The sequence below is a fragment of the Pectinatus cerevisiiphilus genome, from assembly GCF_004341685.1.
Taxonomy (GTDB): domain Bacteria; phylum Bacillota; class Negativicutes; order Selenomonadales; family Selenomonadaceae; genus Pectinatus; species Pectinatus cerevisiiphilus.
On sequence record NZ_SMAA01000026.1, the window covers coordinates 1 to 21,696 of the forward strand.

At 35.4% G+C, this 21,696-nt stretch carries 21 protein-coding genes, 5 tRNA genes and 1 other annotated feature; of the genes, 6 read left to right on the top strand and 20 right to left on the bottom strand.

Annotated features, from left to right (window positions below):
* Positions 1-200: 200 nt before the first annotated feature.
* The 12 genes from rplL to EDC37_RS11630 form a co-directional block, all read right to left on the bottom strand.
* A complete protein-coding gene (gene rplL / locus EDC37_RS11575; RefSeq protein ID WP_132551521.1) occupies positions 201-569 on the bottom strand; it encodes a 50S ribosomal protein L7/L12 in 369 nt (122 codons plus the stop codon).
* A 56-nt stretch (positions 570-625) separates the two neighbouring features.
* Positions 626-1,165 (bottom strand): 50S ribosomal protein L10, encoded by a 540-nt coding sequence (gene rplJ / locus EDC37_RS11580; protein WP_132551523.1) that lies wholly within the window; start codon positions 1,163-1,165, stop codon positions 626-628.
* 25 nt (positions 1,166-1,190) lie between these two features.
* Positions 1,191-1,349: a sequence feature (ribosomal protein L10 leader region), on the bottom strand.
* The gene (rplA, locus tag EDC37_RS11585) at positions 1,345-2,046 is read right to left on the bottom strand and encodes a 50S ribosomal protein L1 (protein ID WP_132551525.1); all 702 of its coding nucleotides are present in this window, start codon (positions 2,044-2,046) and stop codon (positions 1,345-1,347) included. Its footprint overlaps the feature before it by 5 nt.
* 53 nt (positions 2,047-2,099) lie before the next feature.
* Complete coding sequence (gene rplK, locus EDC37_RS11590; RefSeq protein ID WP_132551527.1) at positions 2,100-2,525, bottom strand: 50S ribosomal protein L11; 426 nt, start codon at positions 2,523-2,525, stop codon at positions 2,100-2,102.
* Between the two features lie 27 nt (positions 2,526-2,552).
* Entirely contained in the window at positions 2,553-3,110 is a 558-nt protein-coding gene (gene nusG / locus EDC37_RS11595; RefSeq protein WP_132551529.1) for a transcription termination/antitermination protein NusG, read from the bottom strand.
* A 19-nt stretch (positions 3,111-3,129) separates the two neighbouring features.
* Complete coding sequence (gene secE, locus EDC37_RS11600) at positions 3,130-3,339, bottom strand: preprotein translocase subunit SecE (RefSeq protein ID WP_132551557.1); 210 nt, start codon at positions 3,337-3,339, stop codon at positions 3,130-3,132.
* A 78-nt stretch (positions 3,340-3,417) separates the two neighbouring features.
* Entirely contained in the window at positions 3,418-3,567 is a 150-nt protein-coding gene (gene rpmG / locus EDC37_RS11605) for a 50S ribosomal protein L33 (protein ID WP_132551531.1), read from the bottom strand.
* Positions 3,568-3,759: 192 nt separating this feature from the next.
* A tRNA-Met gene (locus EDC37_RS11610) sits at positions 3,760-3,836 on the bottom strand.
* 10 nt (positions 3,837-3,846) lie between these two features.
* A tRNA-Thr gene (locus EDC37_RS11615) sits at positions 3,847-3,922 on the bottom strand.
* 4 nt (positions 3,923-3,926) lie between these two features.
* Positions 3,927-4,002 (bottom strand) — tRNA-Met (locus tag EDC37_RS11620).
* Positions 4,003-4,011: 9 nt separating this feature from the next.
* Positions 4,012-4,087 (bottom strand) — tRNA-Thr (locus EDC37_RS11625).
* A 116-nt stretch (positions 4,088-4,203) separates the two neighbouring features.
* Positions 4,204-4,280 (bottom strand) — tRNA-Pro (locus EDC37_RS11630).
* 346 nt (positions 4,281-4,626) lie between these two features.
* Between EDC37_RS11630 and ilvA the strand changes: the two genes are divergently transcribed.
* Positions 4,627-5,889 (top strand): threonine ammonia-lyase, encoded by a 1,263-nt coding sequence (gene ilvA / locus EDC37_RS11635; RefSeq protein WP_165874516.1) that lies wholly within the window; start codon positions 4,627-4,629, stop codon positions 5,887-5,889.
* A gap of 297 nt (positions 5,890-6,186) precedes the next feature.
* Here ilvA and EDC37_RS11640 read toward each other — a convergent pair whose 3' ends face one another.
* Positions 6,187-7,530, bottom strand: a complete 1,344-nt coding sequence (locus EDC37_RS11640; RefSeq protein ID WP_132551533.1) for an anaerobic C4-dicarboxylate transporter — start codon at positions 7,528-7,530, stop codon at positions 6,187-6,189.
* Positions 7,531-8,082: 552 nt separating this feature from the next.
* On the opposite strand from EDC37_RS11640, the gene EDC37_RS11645 reads away from it, so the two are divergent.
* The gene (locus tag EDC37_RS11645; protein WP_132551535.1) at positions 8,083-8,292 is read left to right on the top strand and encodes a hypothetical protein; all 210 of its coding nucleotides are present in this window, start codon (positions 8,083-8,085) and stop codon (positions 8,290-8,292) included.
* 73 nt (positions 8,293-8,365) lie between these two features.
* On the opposite strand, the gene EDC37_RS11650 is transcribed toward EDC37_RS11645, so the two are convergent.
* Positions 8,366-9,280, bottom strand: coding sequence for a DMT family transporter (locus EDC37_RS11650; RefSeq protein WP_132551537.1), 915 nt, complete (start codon positions 9,278-9,280; stop codon positions 8,366-8,368).
* 386 nt (positions 9,281-9,666) lie between these two features.
* On the opposite strand from EDC37_RS11650, the gene EDC37_RS11655 reads away from it, so the two are divergent.
* The 4 genes from EDC37_RS11655 (at position 9,667) to EDC37_RS11670 (ending at position 12,690) form a co-directional block, all read left to right on the top strand.
* Positions 9,667-10,005, top strand: a complete 339-nt coding sequence (locus EDC37_RS11655; RefSeq protein WP_132551539.1) for a DMT family transporter — start codon at positions 9,667-9,669, stop codon at positions 10,003-10,005.
* Positions 9,998-10,318: an SMR family transporter gene (locus EDC37_RS11660; protein WP_132551541.1), complete on the top strand. Its 321-nt coding sequence runs from the start codon at positions 9,998-10,000 to the stop codon at positions 10,316-10,318. Before EDC37_RS11655 ends, EDC37_RS11660 begins: the two co-directional genes overlap by 8 nt.
* 296 nt (positions 10,319-10,614) lie before the next feature.
* A complete protein-coding gene (locus tag EDC37_RS11665) occupies positions 10,615-11,259 on the top strand; it encodes a metal-dependent transcriptional regulator (RefSeq protein ID WP_132551543.1) in 645 nt (214 codons plus the stop codon).
* 54 nt (positions 11,260-11,313) lie between these two features.
* Complete coding sequence (locus tag EDC37_RS11670; RefSeq protein ID WP_231040121.1) at positions 11,314-12,690, top strand: Nramp family divalent metal transporter; 1,377 nt, start codon at positions 11,314-11,316, stop codon at positions 12,688-12,690.
* 50 nt (positions 12,691-12,740) lie between these two features.
* On the opposite strand, the gene EDC37_RS11675 is transcribed toward EDC37_RS11670, so the two are convergent.
* From EDC37_RS11675 to EDC37_RS11700, 6 genes are all read right to left on the bottom strand, one after another.
* A complete protein-coding gene (locus EDC37_RS11675) occupies positions 12,741-13,355 on the bottom strand; it encodes a hypothetical protein (RefSeq protein WP_132551545.1) in 615 nt (204 codons plus the stop codon).
* A 25-nt stretch (positions 13,356-13,380) separates the two neighbouring features.
* Positions 13,381-14,250 carry a sirohydrochlorin cobaltochelatase gene (locus tag EDC37_RS11680; RefSeq protein ID WP_132551547.1) on the bottom strand — a complete coding sequence of 290 codons (870 nt, stop codon included), beginning with the start codon at positions 14,248-14,250 and terminating at the stop codon, positions 13,381-13,383.
* Between the two features lie 180 nt (positions 14,251-14,430).
* On the bottom strand, positions 14,431-14,967 hold the full coding sequence (gene msrA / locus EDC37_RS11685) for a peptide-methionine (S)-S-oxide reductase MsrA (protein ID WP_132551549.1): 537 nt from the start codon (positions 14,965-14,967) through the stop codon (positions 14,431-14,433).
* Between the two features lie 1,214 nt (positions 14,968-16,181).
* On the bottom strand, positions 16,182-16,961 hold the full coding sequence (locus EDC37_RS11690; RefSeq protein WP_132551551.1) for a GNAT family N-acetyltransferase: 780 nt from the start codon (positions 16,959-16,961) through the stop codon (positions 16,182-16,184).
* Between the two features lie 755 nt (positions 16,962-17,716).
* On the bottom strand, positions 17,717-20,035 hold the full coding sequence (locus tag EDC37_RS11695; protein WP_132551553.1) for a S8 family peptidase: 2,319 nt from the start codon (positions 20,033-20,035) through the stop codon (positions 17,717-17,719).
* Between the two features lie 5 nt (positions 20,036-20,040).
* Entirely contained in the window at positions 20,041-21,135 is a 1,095-nt protein-coding gene (locus EDC37_RS11700; protein WP_132551555.1) for an AAA family ATPase, read from the bottom strand.
* Between the last annotated feature and the right edge of the window lie 561 nt (positions 21,136-21,696).

The following is a 21,696-nucleotide window of genomic DNA, read 5'->3' on the forward strand; positions in this document are numbered from 1 at the left end:
ATTGGGATATAAAACTCCTCAAGAAGTATTTTTAGAAGAAGTTAGGCAGTTAGTGGATTTACAAACTGTTCAATTTGATATTGCAATTTAAGAAAAAATAATGTCAGAGTAAGCTTGAATTTTTGCTTACCCCAACATTTAGTATAGAACCACAAAAACCCCATATCTTTTCAGATACGGGGTTTTAAGCAAAAGTAAAATTATTTTACTTCTACAGTTGCGCCAGCTTTTTCTAATTTATCTTTAATTGTATCAGCTTCATCTTTAGCTACTTTTTCTTTAATAGCTGTAGGAGCGCCATCAACTAAAGCTTTAGCTTCTTTCAAGCCGAGTCCGGTAACTTCACGAACAGCTTTGATAACACCAATTTTGCTGCCACCAACAGATGCAAGAATTACATCAAATTCTGTTTTTTCTTCAGCTGCGGCACCGCCAGCAGCAGGAGCTGCTGCTGCAGCGACAGGAGCTGCTGCACTAACACCAAATTTTTCTTCCATAGCTTTTACAAGTTCAGACAGTTCGAGAACAGTCATTCCTTCAATGGCCTGCATAATTTCTTCTTTAGTCATTTTAAATATTCCTCCAAAATTAAATATTATTTTCTTATTATATAAATACGGCTTGCTTATGCTGATTCTTTTTGTTTACGAATAGCTTCAAGCACATATACAGCGTTGCGAATTGTACCCTGAAGTACATTGACCACACCGGAAATAGGAGCCTGCATACTGCCAAGCAATTTGGCAATAAGGACTTCGCGGGACGGAAGCGATGCCAATTCTTTAACACCAGCGGCATCAATAACTTTACCGTCAACAACACCAGCTTTAACAACCAATGTATCAGTCTTGGTTAAATTATTTTCTTTTATAAAAGCTTCAATGACTTTTGCCGGAGCAATAACATCTTCACTAGAATAAGCGACTGCTGTTGTACCTTCCAAATACTGAACAAGATCATCATAACCAAGATCTTTAACAGCAAAACGAAGCATCGTATTTTTTACTACGCGATACTTAACACCTGCTTCACGCATTTTAGCACGAAGTTTTGTATCCTGCGCAACAGTGAGTCCTTTATAACCAGTGAGAACAATCCCCTTTGCACTTGCAAAGCTTTCTTTCAGTTCTGCGACAACAGCTTGTTTTTCTGGACGTACTGCCATAAAAACACCTCCTCTCAAAATTTATACTTACATACTAAAACAGCCTGCGATCTCTGCCGCAGGCTGCATTTAAGAATAATGGCACAAGACCATATATATCAAAAATCCATTAAACCTCGGCAGGCAATCACTAATTATACCGCTTAACGGCACCTGCTGTCTTAAGTTCTTAAGATGTATTATTCAGCTTTTGATGTTTTTACAGACGGATTAACATGAACACCAGGTCCCATTGTAGCACTTATGGTAACTGATTTCATATACTGTCCTTTTGATGTAGCTGGTTTTACTTTTATCAGTGTATCAAGCAATACCTGGAAATTTTCCAGCAGCTTGGCGCTGTCAAAAGATGCTTTGCCGATAGGCACATGGATATTACCAGCTTTATCAGTACGATATTCAATCTTACCAGCTTTTATTTCATTAATTGCTTTTGTAAGATCCATCGTAACAGTTCCTAATTTCGGATTAGGCATCAAACCGCGCGGTCCGAGGATTTTCCCCAAACGCCCAACGACACCCATCATATCAGGGGTTGCAACTGTTACATCAAAATCGCACCATCCGCCCTGAATTTTGGTGACAAATTCATCAGAACCAACAAAATCAGCTCCTGCTGCTTCTGCTTCATTCACTTTATCACCTTTAGCAAAAACAAGGACTTTCTTAGTTTTACCAGTACCATGTGGTAAAACTAATGCACCGCGAACCTGCTGATCCGCGTATTTAGGATCTACCCCTAAATGTATTGATGCTTCTATTGTTTCGTCAAACTTAGCTGTAGCAGTCTTTTTTACCAAGTCTACAGCTTCGGCAGTGCTATACAGCTTATCTTCAACAAGCTTAAGCGCATCTTGGTATTTTTTGCCCAATTTGGCCATAAAACGTTCTCCTTTCGTGGTGATAACGGCTATGCCTCCCACTTATTATAAAATCAATCAACGATTTCAATTCCCATACTGCGGGCAGTACCTTCTATCATACGGGTAGCGGCAGCAACATCAGCAGCATTCAAATCCTGCATCTTAGATTCAGCAATTTCTGCGGCTTTTGCACGGGACAATTTAGCTACTTTATTCTTGTTCGGTTCTCCAGAAGCTTTTTCAATACCAGCAGCTTTCTTTAACAATACTGCGGCCGGTGGAGTCTTAGTAACAAAAGTAAATGAACGGTCTTCAAATACACTGATTTCTACAGGTATTATAAGACCAGCCTGTTTTGCTGTACGTTCATTAAAGTCTTTAACGAAAGCCATAATGTTAACGCCAGCCTGACCTAATGCAGGGCCAACCGGAGGAGCAGGGGTAGCTTTACCTGCTGCTACTTGCAGTTTTACCATTTTTACAACTTTTTTCGGCATATCTAACACCTCCTTAAACGAGATATATTAAATCTTTTCTATCTGGTCAAAGCCGACTTCTACAGTCGTTTCCCTGCCAAACATATCAACAATCAACTTCACTTTTGCCTTATTATAATCGATTTCACTGACAGTCGCCGCAAAGTTTTCAAAAGCGCCAGAATTTATATGTACACTTTCGCCTACTTCAACATCAATATTGGCTTTTGCTGCCGTCGGTGCAGCCGCATCCTCTCCACAAGCACTAAGGATTTTTTTAACTTCTCCTTCGGTTAATGGAATAGGCTTTGTTCCTGAACCAACGAAACCAGTAACACCCGGTGTATTCCTGACCACATACCAAGAACGATCGCTAACGATCATTTCTACTAGTACATATCCCGGAAAAACCTTATGGCTTACTACTTTTTCTTTTCCGTTTTTCTTTTCAATTTCATTTTCTAAAGGAACGACAATTTTAAATATTTCACTTTCCATTCCCATAGAATGAACTTTACGTTCCAGATTAACTTTTACTTTATTTTCGTAACCGGAATAAGTATGAATGACATACCATCTTTTTTCAGTTTCCGCATTAATGGACATTCACTATACCTCCCCGGCATCAACGTAAAATCATTTCTAAAATTCTGGCGAAAACGGTATCGCATATCCAGATGAGAGCACACACAAATATAACTGCGATGAATACAACGACTGTATAAGAAGACAATTCCCCGCGAGTAGGCCAAACCACTTTTTTCATTTCTGCCTTGACGCCGATTAAAAACTCTTTCAAATTAAAACTCTTACTTTTTTCATTTTCAGTTGTCATTTTCCCATCAGTCAATCCATTCACATCCTAATAGATACAGTATAAAGCTCACCATCTTCATTTTTCCAACTGCCCGTTTTATTTTGTTTCTTTGTGCAGTGTATGTTTCTGACAAAATTTACAGTATTTATTCATTTCCAATCTGTCTGGATCATTCTTCTTGTTTTTATTGGTCTGATAATTGCGTTGCTTGCAAACTGTACAGGCCAAAGTAACTGCATTACGCATCCTTCATGCACTCCTTACCGAATAATAATTCATATGATAACTTATCAGGCGCCGCTCTAAATACCAGATAACTCTTCTGTCACGTACTCGACTAAACTGTACCATAAGCAAGTAGTAACTGTCAATCAAAAACCGCTTAATTATCCACTTACATAAATAAAACCCCAATACAAAGGGGTTATACTTGAGGTTTGGTGGCGGCGCACGGATTTGAACCGCGGACACTGCGGGTATGAACCGCATGCTCTAGCCAACTGAGCTACGCCGCCGCAATTCCTATGGAGCTGATGACCAGGATTGAACTGGTGACCTTATCCTTACCAAGGATACGCTCTGCCGACTGAGCTACATCAGCATATTGGTTGCGGGGAGAGGACTTGAACCTCTGACCTTCGGGTTATGAGCCCGACGAGCTACCAACTGCTCCACCCCGCGATAATGTTTTGGAGCTGACGAGAGGACTTGAACCTCCAACCTGCTGATTACAAATCAGCTGCTCTGCCAATTGAGCTACATCAGCATGTTATTAGCTTTCAATCAAATCAGCCGTCGGTAATATATAATATCATGCTTGAGACCATTTGTAAACAATTTTTTTCATTTTTATCAAATCAATGAAAGATCATTGATTAAAAATGGTCGGGATGACAGGATTCGAACCTGCGACCTCATCGTCCCGAACGATGCGCGCTACCAAGCTGTGCTACATCCCGTTGAAAACAAAATATATTATATCGCTTTTTTACTCACAATGCAAGATTTATTTAAATTTATTTATTATATTGTATCTACACTTTTTATTTTTCCCTTTTGGATAAATTCCTACTATTATAAATGCCGGTTTATTTTGCCTCATAATAATATTGTTTTCTGTGACGCAGACAAATAACAACCTGCCTTGTTGTCCTTTCACAATAGTATTACAAAATAAATTTGAGATTTTTTATACTAACCGCTAAAAGCTAATTGTAACATTGCAAATATGCCATGTTTTAGATATAATGAATTTTACTGGTTTTTGACTGGTAATTATAACAAATAAAGGTAGAGGATTTTATAATGGAAAAAACATTGTCAAAAAAAGAAACAGTAAAACAAACTCCAGAGCAAATTATTGCTGCTACATCAATAGCTGATATATACCGCGCCGCTAAACAACTGGATGGTGTAATCCGCCACACAGATCTTATTTATAGTGAATATTTTTCTCAAGTTTCAGCTAATGACGTATACATAAAACCAGAAAATCTTCAAAAAACCGGTTCATTCAAACTGCGTGGTGCTTATAATTGTATCAGCCAACTTTCTAATGAACAAAAAAAGCGCGGTGTAATCGCAGCTTCAGCTGGTAACCATGCCCAAGGTGTAGCTTACGCCGCCCAAAAACTGGGCATCAAGGCCGTGATTGTCATGCCTGCCACTACACCTATCCTCAAGGTTGAAGCAACACGTGCTTATGGTGCAGAAGTAGTCCTTCACGGCGACAGTTACGATGATGCCTGCGCCAAAGCTTATGAATTAGAAAAAGAACATGGCTATGTCTTCGTCCATCCTTTCAATAATTTACAGGTCTTACTCGGACAGGGCACAACAGCCTTAGAAATCATAGACAATTTAAAAGATGTCGATACCATCCTCGTACCAATCGGTGGTGGTGGATTTGCCAGTGGTGTAGCCATGGCGACAAAGCTGGTAAATCCCAACGTTAAGGTAATCGGTGTCGAACCAGAAGGTGCAGCCTGCATAAAAGCTTCTCTGGACGCTGGTAAGGTAGTATCACTTACAAACGTAGAAACCGTAGCAGAGGGAACAGCCGTAAAAACACCGGGAGATTTAACCTTTGCTTTTATAAAAAAATATGTTGATGAAGTAATCACAGTTTCAGAATTTGAAATAATGTCAGCCTTACTCTCATTGATAGAAAAACATAAACTCATCGCCGAAGGGGCAGGTGTACTCTCCCTTGCAGCCCTAAAAAAACTGCCTTTTAAAGGGAAAAAAGTTGTTGCCATCGTGAGCGGCGGCAATATCGATATTTCTACAATTTCTGCGCTCATCGACAAAGCATTAATCGCACGCAGCCGCGTATTCTGTTTCAATGTCCAGCTCCCAGACAAGCCAGGGCAGCTTCTTGCCATCTCACAAATACTAGCCGACCTCGGTGCTAACGTCATCCGCCTTGACCATAACCAGGCAAAAGTAATAGACAGCTTCCAAAAAGTATTATTAGAAGTAACTGTGGAAACACATAATAGTGAACATATAGCAAAAATCTCCAACGAACTAAAAAAACATGGTTTCCAGATCACTAAAGTGTATTAAAACATTTAACATAAAAAAGACCATCGCATTTTTAACGTGCGATGGTCTCTTTTATATAAGTACTACCATACAATTGATATTATACAACAAATGCATTAATTATGCAATAAGATTTAAGCCATCAAACAATTAACCTGACGGTTTATTTTATTATCCATTTATAAACCATTATCTACAAAGCATAAAAAAATTGCAGACAGCTTTAATAAAACCATCTACAATTTACTAACTATAATTGTGCCATATGTCCTAAAACTATAAAGGCTTACTGGATTTATATAATTACTATAAACTATTTCAATACAATATATGTGCGATAATATAACCCACGCAGCTACCGGTAACTACCCCTACCAAACCTGGAATGATAAAACTATGGTTTATTACGAACTTACCTATGCGGGTAGTACCTGAGCGGTCAAAACCGATACAAGCCAAATCCGAAGGATACGTAGGCAATACAAAATAACCATAGCAAGCCGATATAAACGATATAATTATCAACGGCTGTACGCCAACACTTAATGCCATCGGTACAACAATGGCCAATGCTGCAGCCTGGGAATTAACAAGTTTAGAAATGAAAAACAATACTACGGCATATGTCCAAGGATATTGCAGAACTATATTGCCCAGCGTCTTTTTCATTCCTGGTAGATATGCACCAAAATAAGTTTCTGCCATCCATGCTACACCGTATACAGAAACCACGGCTACCATGCCGGACTTAAACACTGAACCATTAGTGACATCATTTACTTTTACTTTAGTTACTAAGAGAATAACAGCCGCAATGACAAGCATGCATAACTGAATAGTAGGCGTCATAGAAAGCGGTTCCCATACGCCCTTCGCATTTGGTACTAGTGGCAATAATTCTTTTGGAAAACTACCAAACAAAGCTATTACTAGTATGCCTAACAAAAATATAAAAGTAGCTTTATAAGCTGTTGTAGGTAATTTCATATTAGCTACAGATTCACCCTGGTCTTCATAAATATAGGCCCGCTGTTCTGGATCTGCTATTCTTGCCTGGAACGCTGGATCTTTAGCCAAATCTTTCCCACGATGCAGACTCCATAAACCGGCGACTACTACACCACAAAAAGTAGCTGGTATGGACACTGTCAATATTTGTACAACACCTAAAGGTGCTGACGTATTAGCCAGCATAGCCACCATTGAAACCACGGCAACTGATGCCGGTGAAGCGCATATTCCCATTTGGGAGGCTACAGAAGCCACTGCCATAGGTCTTTCTGGTCTGATATTCTGCTTTATTGCAATATCATAAATAATAGGGAACATCGTATAAACAACATGTCCCGTTCCGCATAATACTGTAAGGAACCATGTAGTAATTGGCGCAAGCACCGTTATCTTCTGCGGGTTCTTACGCAATAATTTTTCTGCATATTTCAACATAACATCTAACCCTTTAGATGCCTGCAGAAAACCAGAGCAAGTAACTACTGCCATAATCGTAAGCATTACATCAATAGGCGGCTTGCCTGGTACCAGACCTACAACAAAAACAAAAAACACCAAACCTATACCTGATACAGCAGCCAGTCCCAATCCACCGTAATGAACACCGACAACAAGACAGGCAATCAGGATAATAAAACCTAAAAGCTCCATTTTATGAGTCCCTCCAAAAATAAATTAGATTCATTAAATAATAGAATTATTATATAATTTTTATAACGATTATCAAAATTAATGTCATAATAAAAAATAACAATTCTTCATGATAGATATCATATAACTATTAAAAAGCTCTGTAAAGTACAAAAAAATTTTTATTAAAATTTTTAATCAATATTTTTTCAACACCTATTCCTGATACCCCATATCCAAAGCACTCCCCTTTATCCTACTGATAAAATTATTTACTATTTCATAAACACAGCTTGAATAAATTATTTTAAATATTATTGACTTGATAAGTAATATATGCTATATTTAATTATGTTAACAGTATCTTTCCTAAAATACCAATATTACAACTCCATTTCATTAGAAAAGTATAAGAACTTATTCTGCTAAGATAAGTTCTTATACTTTTTCTATGCAAAATATTTACCTAGGTAGAACTATTTTGCCATAATTTTGTCATAAATAGCTATTATTATTAAAGTTGGGTAAAATATTTTATGGTATTTTTATGAATTTATATAGGAGGTTTTGATCATGAAGGGAAAAAAATTATTACTTTCTTTAACTGCGGCACTGGCGATTAGCGCTATGTCCTTAACGGCTTTCGCCGCTACTTCTGAACCTAACAGCATAAAAGATTCTTCAGCGGTTTCATCATTAAGCACTGATCAGGGCAGCAATTTCTGTGGTGGTTACGGTCGTTTTAGCGACAACGACAACGGTAATTATAATTGTTGGAACTAATCCGTTATAAATGAAATCCATCTTATGAAAATTTCGTAAAAAAACAGAGGCATTTTACCTCTGTTTTTTTATGTTATTTTTTAAGTTCACGCTTTGCCGCAAAATAATTTGTACCTATTACTCCCAATATAATTGGAACAGCACCAATCAACTGAAAATAATGCAACTGTTCCTGTAAAAATAAAACACCTGCCGCAATAGTAATCAAAGTTCCTAGATTGGTAAAAACACTCATCTTCGCTGCTTCAATTTTTCCTAAAGCATAGTTTGACAAAAAAGCACTGCCTAGTGATGATAAAATGCCTAGATACAATACAGACCAAAGGAACGACCCATCTGTAAACGGAAGGAAATAATCTCTTACCGTATTATTCATGATATGTTGGGATAAAGCAGCACAATTAAATACAAGCATACCAAGCACGGTCATAAAATAAGTAAGCATAATGGCAGAATATTTTCTAGTCAAATTTTTAGCCATGACATTATAACAGGCCGCTGCCAACGACGAAAAAAATATTAATACCATACCGACAATATCTGTGTATTGTGCACTGCTGCCACTCATAACAAATATATAGATTACTCCGCTCACTGACAAAAGCGTAAAAATATTTTCACGTGCTGATGAATTTTCTTTAAGGAAGGCCATTGCCAGCAATAATGTGAGAATAGGAATACATGCTTGGATTATGCCTGCCTCTGCTGAAGTTGCGTAAGCGAGACCAAATGCTTGAAAAGAAAAAAACAGGACTGGATAAAACATTGCCAACGGTAAAATAGCAAGTAAATCCTTAAATTTAATGTGAAGTTTTATTTTTTTGATAATGAGAATAAAAGAACCTGCCAGAAACGCGATAGAAAAACGATCAGCCAGTATATCCAACGGCTCTGCCGACTGCAAGGCTATCTTCACGAACATAAACGAAAGCCCTATGATCATTACATATACTAACGCAGCTATGTATGCTTTAGCTCTCGAAGTCATTTTAACACCTCTATATTATAAAAATTTATTCACTCTACATATTATAATTTACAAATGACTGCCATTTCAGCTAGAAAGTAACAGTAAAAATACCAATAAATTCTGCTATTTAACTTATATTTTAATATAATAAAATGATATATACAAATAAATAAACGTATATTGCATTTATTCTGTTACAGTAGGAAACAAGAGCAGTTGCACGGAGATACAAGGAACTACTCAGCCAATCACCTTAAACCCGAATAGGCTTGATTAAAACTATTAACTGCCTATTAATCCTGTTCGACAATACATTGAATAATATGATACTATATATATGTAAAGAATACTATTTTAATAATAATATGATCACATTTTATTTATAATGTAAGGAGTTTGATATTATGAAGCAATGGTATGCATTAATGTTTGCTGTCATTGCGGAAATCTCCAGCACCACAATGCTCAAATTTTTTGGTGATAATGAATCTGTTATCAGTTACAGTATCATTTTCACACTTATAGGTTTTTCTTACTACCTTTTATCTAAAGCAGTCACTAAAATTCCTATAAGTACTGCTTATGCTGTTTGGGAAGGTTCCGGTTTGATAGCAATTACTATTATTGGCTGCCTCATCTTTGCAGAAAAATTATCAGCAAGTAAACTTATCGGCTTTTCAGCAATTTTATTAGGGATTATTCTATTGAAAAATGGCACAATCAACGGTGAACACCATGAATGAGGGAATTTTGTTCTTATGCGGTTCTGTCATAATGGATGTTACTTCTAATATCCTGCTGAAAAAGTCCGTTGGCTTTCGCCAAAAGCTCTGGGGTTTCTGTGCACTTGCTTGTGTTTTTGCTGCATTTTTCTTTTTGTCGCAGGCAATAAAAACAATGGAAGTCAGTACTGCCTATGCCATGTGGGGAGCTGCTGGCATGCTCACTACTGGTTTTATCGATATTATATTTTATCAGGTACGCTTAAAAAACAGTGCTCTATTTGGTATGCTTCTCATGATAATTGGCATAATAATAATCCAGACACTCAATTAGTTTACGACTGAATTATTGAATTTTATTACAAACATTGCTCGCAACTATATATTTTCTTGCAAATTGAAAATTTTTCTTGCAGCACCATTAAAATATAATAGTAACAATATCCTGAAATATAACTCTCGGCAGATACATACCGAGAGTTATATTTTTATAAAAATACGGTTATGCTTTCTAAATCGATATAACTTTTTTTAATTTTTTATATATTATTTTACAGATAAGACTTGCCAAAAATTATTTTTAGGTATATATTAAAAATAATTTAGGCATACCTAAAAGAGGAGAATATCATGACACCGAATAAGGAAGACTATCTCAAGGCAATTAATAAACTAGGCGGCTGTGACGACCTCATCGCCAATAAAAAAATTGCAGACGCTTTACATATATCACCTGCATCAGTTAGCGAAATGCTTACAAAACTGGAAAAAGAAGGTGCAGTAGAATATGTGCCATATCATGGCATACGTCTGACACCAGCTGGTAAACAACAATCTGCCGCACTTTTAAGAAACCACCGTCTTTGGGAAGTTTTTCTTTTGCGCCATTTGGGTTACTCATGGAGCGAAGTACACGAGGAGGCCGAACTATTAGAACACGTTACCTCTCCACGCTTAGCCCAAAGTCTAGATGCTTTTCTCAAACATCCGGATTTTTGCCCGCACGGAGCTGCCATTCCAAGCACTGACGGAAAAATCAAGGCCATACCGCTGCGTAAACTTGCTCAAATGTCTGTTCAAGACACTTCAACCATTAGAAAAGTAACTGAGGAAAAAGAATTTCTAAATTATTTACAGGAACGAAATATACAAATTGGCAGCAGTTTCACTGTTCTTTCCATTGAGCCTTATGAAGGGCCAATTACCATTAAGCTAGCTGATAAACAAATTGTTTTAAGCTACAAAGCAGCTTGTCATATTGAAGTCGATGCTTAACGCTGTTATTATTTATGAATTTAACTATCATATTTGGGAGGCGATCAATCAACTATGCTGGATAATTTAATTATGAGAAGAAGGAATGCCATACAGCCGCCGCATTTATTGCGTTATGCCAATGGCCCTAGTCTTGAGGAAATCAACAACACGGTGCAACTTCCACAAAATGCCGGATTTTTAAAAAAACTTCTTGCTTACAGTGGTCCCGGATGTCTAGTGGCTGTTGGTTACATGGACCCAGGAAATTGGATTACATCTATTCAGGGCGGTGCACAATACGCATACTCACTTTTATGTGTAATTTTGATATCAAATCTAATTGCCATGTTGCTGCAAAGCATGTCCGCCAAACTTGGCATTGCCACCAGTATGGATCTGGCGCAGGCTACGCGTGCCGCTACCAATGCTCCCGTATCCTTCGCACTATGGATTCTAACAGAGCTTGCCATTATGGCAACTGATATAGCCGAAGTAATCGGCGGGGCAGTTGCTCTTCAGCTTTTATTCAAAATTCCTTTGTTTTTAGGCGTTTTAATTACAGTTGGTGATGTCTTACTTTTGCTTTTATTAGCCCTAGTTGGTTTTCGCAAAATTGAAGCAATTGTTGCTACCCTGATTATTACGATTCTTGCTGTTTTCCTCTATGAAGTCCTGCTCAGTAATCCTGATGTAGGGGCAATAGCTGCAGGTTTCATTCCCAACACACAGATTGCTACCAACCAAGGTCAATTACTGATTGCGCTGGGTATTGTCGGTGCAACTGTCATGCCGCACAATCTCTATCTCCATTCCTCCATTATCCAGGCGCGTAAATATGAACGGACAGATAAAGGCAAAAAAGAAGCACTTCATTTTGCTTTTATCGATTCAAATATTCAATTGAGTGTTGCTTTTGTTATCAACTGCCTGCTGCTTATTCTCGGTGCTTCAATGTTTTATGGTCATGCCACTAATCTTGGACGTTTCGTAGACCTTTATAACGCCCTCAATAATCCAGAAATCATCGGTATCATTGCCAGCCCTTTGCTAAGTACACTGTTTGCGGTCGCCCTGCTGGCTTCTGGCCAAAATTCTACCATTACCGGTACCCTTTCCGGGCAAATTGTAATGGAAGGCTTTATCCATTTGAAAATGCCCATGTGGATGCGGCGCTTAGTGACACGAATAATTTCCATCATTCCGGTACTGGTTTGTGTGGTGCTTTATGGGAATCAAGAAAATGCCGTTGAAAATCTGTTATTATATACACAGGTTTTTCTAAGCATACAATTACCGTTCGCCATTATTCCCCTCACAATTTTTACAAGCAGTAAAAAACTAATGGGAAAATTTGTCAATCCTGCCTGGATTAAATATTCGGCTTGGACTATTTCTTTAATCCTGATCGGCTTAAATATATTTCTCATCTATGGAACATTTAGCGAATAAACATAAAACCGGTTCAACCAGCTTATGCTTATCAAAGTACGCCCAGAAACTTAAACTCTGGGCGTACTTTTTTTATCGGCATTATTAACAATGATTTTTTTAAAAAACCGGTCATTTATTTCCATTATTTCGTGTGTTTCCTGACCATAAAACTTCACTCGTCCAGCAACAATCGGCCGTCCTAAATGACCGGGATTAGAAATTTCTTGCCAGTAAAAGGTTCGTTCATTTTCCTGCCCCTTATTATCATAATAAAGTTTTTCTTCTTCGGCAGGTTTTTCTGAACCATCGCATGGTAAGAAATTTTTCTTTATTTGCTCAATAAAAAGTCTGCATATGTTTTCCGGCATATCCAGCGTTCCTTCTGCTCCTTCAATTTCTCCATTGTAAGCGGCAATAAAAATAGCCTTGCCATATATAATATTTTTTTCATCCGGTGCGGGGAAACGACGATTAGGCTTCATCTGCAATACAACACTAAGGTCATTCACTAAAATAAATAAGGATACGCCTTCCTGTATTTTAAAAAACTCTACCGCTCCATAATTACCTTCAAGAGTATCGCGTATTGCCTCCTCATGTTTTAAACCTTCTGTAGGTAAAAGCAGTATTTCCGGATCTTTACCCGGTTCAACCAGAATAGCATGCATCATCTTATTTTCCATAAAATCTCCCCATTGTACTGCAAATTTATTTTGTATCTTTTATCAATTTAGAATATGCCTGCTCTGTCCTTGCCAAAAAGGAACGACACGCAGTAGCACTTTCCCCCAGACCATGAAGGTAAGAGTCAACCACAAAACCTTCCCTTTCCAGAATAGCCCTATGCGAATCTGCTGATTGTCCTGCCATATCCTGACAGACATGTTCTCCCGCCACTATCATAAACGGAATAAGCAAAAGTTTTTTATAACCATTTCCCTTTAACTTAGGTATAATAGTGGCAAGATTTGGCCAGCCATCTACTGTATACACATAAACCTGCTTCTTCTTCATCTGCACTAATCTGTCTTGAATCACTGAATAATAAGCATTTGCCGGATGCAACGTTCCATGTGCAAAAATTAGAACAGCATCATAGTCTTTTATTTTTTGCGCCAGTTCTGCTAGCAACGACTGAAAAACGTCCATTATATCATCTGGATGGCCTTTTTGTCCCATCCAGTATAAAAGCGGAACAGCTATCGTCATTTTTTTAAACATAGCTTTATAATTCAAAAATACCTTTTGCTTATACGTATATTCAATCCCCGGAATAATATCCAGAGTCACTATGGCAATTCTTGTATACCCCTCCTGCCTAAGCAGTTCCAATGCCTTTTCCGGTGTATTATAGCACAATCCTTCTTTTTCCTTTATGCGCCGTATAACAATATGTGACGTAAACGCAGCAGCTATCCTTACTGTCGGATAAGCCTGCCTTATTTTATTTATAATATTCTCAATAGCATTATTTCTGGCCTGCTTCTGTGTAGTCCCAAAACTTATTACCAAAATAGCATCTTTATCAGGTAGATTTTGCATAGCAGGATTTTCATACACCAACGTGCCAATTTCCATTGACTGCTTACGTGCTGAATGCTTTCCTTGCAGTGAAACATTGTCTGATACTTCATTTAGTAACAGAATAAACCACCTCTTCTATATGATTTTAGTTGTAAAAGTAAATGTATGATATCATTTAGAAATTTTTATGTCAAACACATCTGTCATTATAATGCCATCTGTACATTTCCTGTTTTATTCTTTTGCCATCGGATCATTTTGCAATGATTTTAAATTAATATGGCAGTAACCGCTCGGATTTTTTTCAAGATATTTTTGATGATAAGCTTCCGCAGAATAATAACATTTGATTGGTAATATTTCAGTTACAATATCAGCTGTGTATTGCTGTTTTACTTTCGTCGTCACTTGTTCAATAATTTTTTTATCACAAGTATTTTTATAATAAATCCCCGTGCGGTACTGACTGCCATAATCATTTCCCTGATGTTCATACGCTGTAGGATCAATGACTTTAAAAAAATACTGCAACAGCTTAGCAAGACTGATTATGTTGCTGTCGTATTTTACATATACCGTTTCCGCATGTCCAGTCATATTAGAACATACTTCTTCATAACTCGGCATTTCCGTATATCCGTTTGCATAACCGACTTCAGTACAGATTACCCCTTTCAGCTTATCAAGATATGCCTGCAATCCCCAAAAGCATCCACCGGCAAGGTATATCTCACTATTGGGTTCTTCAGTATAATTTACATCTTTCCCCATTATTTTTACTACCGCCCTTCATTATATCTAAAAGCGCTATAACTAATTGTATATGCCTTTTTTATTTTTCTATCTAAAATTTAATTTACCACCATTACTTTCATAAAAAATGGTGGTAAATTAAGCATTTTATTCAGCAATATTTTTTATACCTTTTTATATTGACAATCCCGTTTTTAAATTCATAATATTTATTCGAATTATACATTTCATCAAACATCGGTAAATCAGATGATTGCCGCTGCACATTAAGCCCGCGGACAATATCCTTAATCTCCTGCATATTAATATACCATATAAGTACATATACTGGTATTCTCATTCTATTAAAAGGAGTAAACAACGCTCCCTGTCTTATCACCAGGCAATATGCTATCCCGCCTTTATATGCAGGATGTCTTTCCCCAACACGTATTTCTTCTATGTCATTAATATTCCCTGCAAAAAGACTGTCTGAAACTTGGCAATACAAACCGATGTTCGGAATAGAAACACAGCCATTTTCTGTTTTTCTTTCCGAACCATAGACAATATAACTTTCTCTACCTATTTTTTTACTTTTGCTTCATAATACATTTATACTCACTTTGATCTTCTCCCTTTCTTGGACTGGATTGCTATGCTGTTTATTTTGAAACTTATTCTGTAATATATTCTCGTCCGTAAAATAATATTTTCCTTGTGATTGCAAAAGCATGCCGATTCCTATCGACCCATCTTTCAAGTTTTGCAGCACTCTGCTGAATAGCATTTAATAGTATTTAATTGTATTATCAATATACTTATTTTTTATGTAATTGTCAATGAATACTTGCAATATTGAATTTATTCCCACAATATTTTAATAAACATTTCCAGATAGTAATATAATATTTGAATGTTTATTTGCGATTCTACTTACTGATTTATATTTTTACTATAGGTAAAATAAAATTATGCCTATAATGGGCAAAAAATACCACCAATCGTATAAGGTGCTGGTCTGTAGTTAATAATACAATCCATAGATCATTATAAAGCTTTATATAAATTACTATTCCTCAAAAATCTAGTATTATCATGGTGTAGAATAATATTTTTTACTACTTCCAATTTAGTCTTTTAGTGTCAAATATTATTATAAATGCTGATAGATTTAGGACTGATAACTATGTTCTGGCGCTAAAAAAACATCCCAAAAAGAGTGCTAAATATTACTTAAGGTAATCCTTTATTTATGCATCAATAATTTTATATTTACTATCTGTTTTTTGATAAAAATTATATTCATATAGTTTAGCAAATCCCATATGTGAATACAGGGAAATAGCATTCTTATTTGCGCTATTTACAGCTAAATATGTATTCTCTACTCCATTATTACGGCCAAATTTAAAAATTGCCCCACAAATTGATGTACCTATTCCTTTTTTCCGATAAGCTTTATCTACATGCAGTCCATATATTCCCACATAACCACGTTCAACCGTACCATAACCGCAACCAACCACCTTTCCATTAAAAACTGCCTTTATAAATATACGTTTGACTGCAATATTTGTTATTTCCTGAACGTGTATTGATATCAATTTATTATCCGTAAGACCAGACAATCGACTCGAAGCATTGAGCCAATCTTCAGGATTATCTGCTGCACAAAGTACAATCCCAGTTGGAGCTTTTCCTATAGTCATATTTTTCAAATCACCATTCATAATGTACACTGTCTTTATTTTTTCATAATCCATGTCCAATAAAATTGATGCCAGATCTTTTTGTATAATAGGTGTAACTTTAAAGACAGTTGGTAATTCATTCCTATCATATATTTCTTCACAAATAGCAATTTTTCTCTTCGTTTTTTCTATATCAGCATTATAATATAGCGGACAAACGCAATTTTCCCTATATGTATAATTCTTATTAAAGCGCAGTACCCAACCATCCAATAACACCGTCTGCAACGAAGGCATAGAATTAAGTAATATTTCCTCTATTGTTTTTATTTTATCCATTTATTCTTCCTTATTTCAATTATATGATAATACTACATTCATAAAGACGGCATCATTATATCACAAAAACCGCACGCATTCATGTGCGGCCATCGTCAAATTATATTCTTTCTTATAGATGCAAAACTTTTTCCTATTTTTCATAGCTTACACCATACCCATACCACACTTACCAATAAGAGCGGTATTACAATTAAAAGTATTGCCACCAATTCGTTGATATTTATTTAAATGGTTAATGAAATTTATGCACACAACACTCTAAAAACACATAAATAAACTTTTGAAGTCTTTGGCGAATTTGGCTTAGAACAATAATTGCAGACAAATTTGCAGACAAATGACAAAAAAGTTCGCATTTTATAAAAAAAAGGGCCACCAACCGTGTAAGTTGATGGCATGTAGTGGATAATACAATACAGATGCTGATATAGGACTTTATAGTCATTTCTAAAACTTGAATAAACCCAGTAGTATCAATGGTTTAAGCAATATTATTCACTTTTTAACTTGAATCCTTTTATATCAATTAATCGAAAAATTTATTTAAAATGCAGACAGTTTTGAGGCTGATTACTGAAAATCTTGGAAATACCGCTGACCTTATAATTTATACATGAGCAGCGGTATTTTACTATACACTATTTAGCTGATCGCTTACTGCTTTTTGAATTTTCAGCGTTAATCTGTGGAGTTTACACAGAATGGGTTACACTTTTGTTTAATGCTTAATAAATTTTAAATAGTATGATGCATTAACTTTTATTATGTACAGCAACCATAACTTTATTAACATTTCTAACCGTTATGGGGACTAGATTAGTATATGCTTGAAGAGTAGCATCGTATAAACTGCCATTGTATTTGGGAACATTTACAGTTATGGCAACATAATATCTTATTTTTTCATGTTCAAAATTATTTCGTCCTATTGCATGTAATACTAAGAAAGGACTTAGTAAAGATGATAATCGCATAGATTTATTTTTTCGAATGATAGTATCCCATTTAAAATCATTATTCCTTAAGTTAGTTTCACTGTCATATTTTTTAGCTGAAGACGATACCGGTAAATCAGAACACTTATAACCGTTATCCAGTAAAGTTGCAGCTGTCTTAGCATTATGCGGAGCAGCTAAATTTAATCTTACTGTCTTTTCCCCTTTTTTTGTAAACGTAAATGTCATATTATGCGGATAAAATGTATCTTCAATACAATTATTAGTATAAGCATCTGAGTCATTAATGTTAGGATTAACTACTGTGCTTATTGTCCACCGTATATGTACATTTCCTGACATTCCATTTATTCGTGGTAAGAATATTGGTAATTTAACACTGGTAGACGCAGTAAATTCTCCTGAGTACAACGTAGTTACTTTATTATTTTCACATTTTAAAATATCTGTTACATCTTCTGGAACATATCCAAAACCAACTTCATTTATGTTCGTCGTTTTTGGAGATTCAGCACAATGTATTAACAATGTTCTACCAAGGTGTGGGATAATTTGTTTTGATGCTGCCAGAAGTTTTCCTATTTTACCTGCTGTAACAGGAGAGGCCAAACTAGTTCCTGCACTTATGCCAATTTTATTTTTTGACGCTATACAAATGAATGGATTATCTCTACTTCCACCGAATTCTAAAACATCAGGTTTAATTTTAGCACCTTCTCGTCCAGGGCCAACACAGCTATATTTGGCACGTACTTTTTCATTTTTAACAAAAGTATACGCACCTATCGCTAGACCATTAACCATATCTGCCGGAGATTGTACTCTGTTTCCAGGGAATATAACATCTCCATCATTTCCAGCCGCAACACAAAACAATGGATTTTCATCTTCACTTGAGACATCATAAGTTAACTTATCCAATGCATAAGTAAATCTATTTAAATCGTCATCTATAATTGGTCCTTTAGGTCCAAATGATATATTAAATATTTTTATATCCTTATGCTCTTTTACAATACTTTCGATAATATCAATTGTGGTATACATTTCTAAATCATCTGATGTATTTCCTGTTTTAACAGCAGGAAACACTCTGAATGATTCTACTGAAACAGTTGGATTTGTTATTTTTTCCTTTGAAAGCTGTTTTTTTAAATCACCGAACAATACTGCACCACATACACTTATACCATGTTCTAATGAGCCTGTGTCTGCAGATGTGTTTACAGAGTCGTATGGTGTTACATAATTACGTAATAAAGTGATATCATTTTGTATACCGCCATCAAATACACCAACTTTTATTTGTGATTTATATATTTTATCGGGAAGGCATGGAGCGTCTGTTACTGATGTTACAGAGCGTAATGGATCAAATCGTAATTTACCTATTGGTTTTATACTACGCAAAGGATTATATGTTTTTAATTTATCAATTGTATTTTTACCAAGATTTGCACAAATAAATGTTAATCCATCATCATATGTATGAACAGCAACATTTTCCTTTTTTATATCAGTTATTGAAAAAAATCCTTTTAAAGCATCTTCTGCAGAATTTTCTAATGGATGAATGATTATTTCAACTGGTCCCTGTTCCCAATCAGCAGAGAATCCCATAACTTTTTCATTTGGTTCTAATAAATCAAAACTTTTTATTGTACAAATTTCCTTTCGCCATGACTCATTATTATCCTTATGAGTGGTGGCGAAATTGTCCTCTAATTCTGATAGTTCATCATCTGTTACTTTTAAAAAATATAACTTAGCTTTTTCTTTTTTGGTCTGTTGAATATTTTCTTTGTTATCTTTTATTGTATACCGTCTACCTCCAATTAATTTTATATTTGTATTAGCCAACAAAGCATTAGGTTGATAAGATTTTGCCTCAAATTTGGGTTCTAATCTGGCACAAATAACTTTTGCATCTTTTACAAATATTTCTTTATCGTTTTCGGAAATAGTATCTTGAATTTTTTTTAAATCCTTGAGCAAACGTGTTTTGGATTCTTCATATAAATGAGGTTGCTCTTTTGATGGGAATGAATTTTTTTTACGTATTGGCTCAACATAGTATTCTCCATTTGATAGTATTAGTTGCTTATAATCTGTCATTACATTCACCCTTTCAAATAACGTCTAACACTTGTATATGGTATTTTTGTAATAAGAGATATTTTTTGTGTGCTTATTTTGGGCATTATGTTTTTTAATTCTTTACAAAAATTTATTTTATCATTTTTATTACAAATAAAAACAGTTTCGAAATATCCTTTCAATGCATTAATTTCATTTGATTCTTTGGTGTCTAGTATCATTTTTCGTTTTATATGTTCACACATTTTGCATATAACTGCTGCTGAAACATTTTTGGTATTTTTTACCAATATGTTAAAAATTTCTTTGTTTATGGATTCAATTCTGTTACCTAATGTTCGGCGTATAAGTACTACTCTCTCTGCTTCACTAGGCATTAAAAGTTCAATATTTCTATCGAATCTGCGCCATATAGCTTTATCAAGTAATTCTGGATAATTTGTCGCTCCAATTATGATACACGTAAACGGACAATCATCCAATTCCTTCAATAAAACATTAACCAGTCTTTTTAATTCGCCTAAATCTCCCATATCATCGCGGCGTTTTGCTATTGCATCAATTTCATCTAAAAATAAAATAACATTTTGCTCTTTTGCATATTGGAACAAGCTTTTGATGTTTTGACCACTTTTACCCAAATAACTGGATATTGAATTAGCTAAATCTAAAGTTATTACAGGCATATTCAATTTGTAAGAAAGCCATTTTACAGTATATGTTTTTCCTACGCCGGGTTGTCCGCTTAATAAAATACTATTAGGTGGGATAATATCTTCTTTCAAAAAAATTTCCAGCATATTACGTTCTTTCAAAAAATCATTTAGCTGTGACATAACACTTTCGCATAAGACTGGTTCAGCACACTTAATAGGCTCTTCTAAATTTGCTAATTGATAACGTGTTTCTTTGTCTACTGGTATTGGTGAAATATTAATACTACGTGTAACTTCACTTCCTGCATTGGCATAAGATAAAATGTTTAGTACCTCATCTGCAACTGTCGGATCTTCTTTTTTTAATTTTTTTCCAATTAATAAAGCAAATGCTTCAACACTTTTTCTATCATTATTAAACATTGCTCTTAGTAATTTTGGAATATATTCATATGCCTGCACTTTAACCACTTTCTATTTTTAAATTATTTGCTCTTAATATATTATACTTAGTTTTCAATAATTAAGTCAACAATTTAACCAATTTTTATTTTTGTATATTTTGGTTATATAATATATAAGCATGGGAAATAATACCTGAGCAGCTATTTTACATATATGAGTGCATTTTAGCAACTGAATTCACTCCGTAAAATAAAAAAGCCCTGACACTAGTTTTATCCAATGCCGAGGCTTTGTCATTTCATCATATGATTTTATATTTTACTGCTGTGCTGGAGGTGTAGCTGCAGCAGGTGTGACAGTGGTAGTAGCTGTGTTATCTACAGTAAGCTTATCAACTACTTTGCTACCAACAACGCAAACAATATTTACAACAATCATAGTCTTTATAAGCTTGTTTTTGCTGGTCGGTCACATACAACACCACCTCCCCTTAAATTTGAGTATAAAAAAAGACACGTTAATTTAGGTTAATTGTAAAATGAAATTGAACAGATAAAAATCCATAGTGACCTCGTGTTATGATTTAGGTGTCTAATCAAAAATATAACCTGAGGTAAT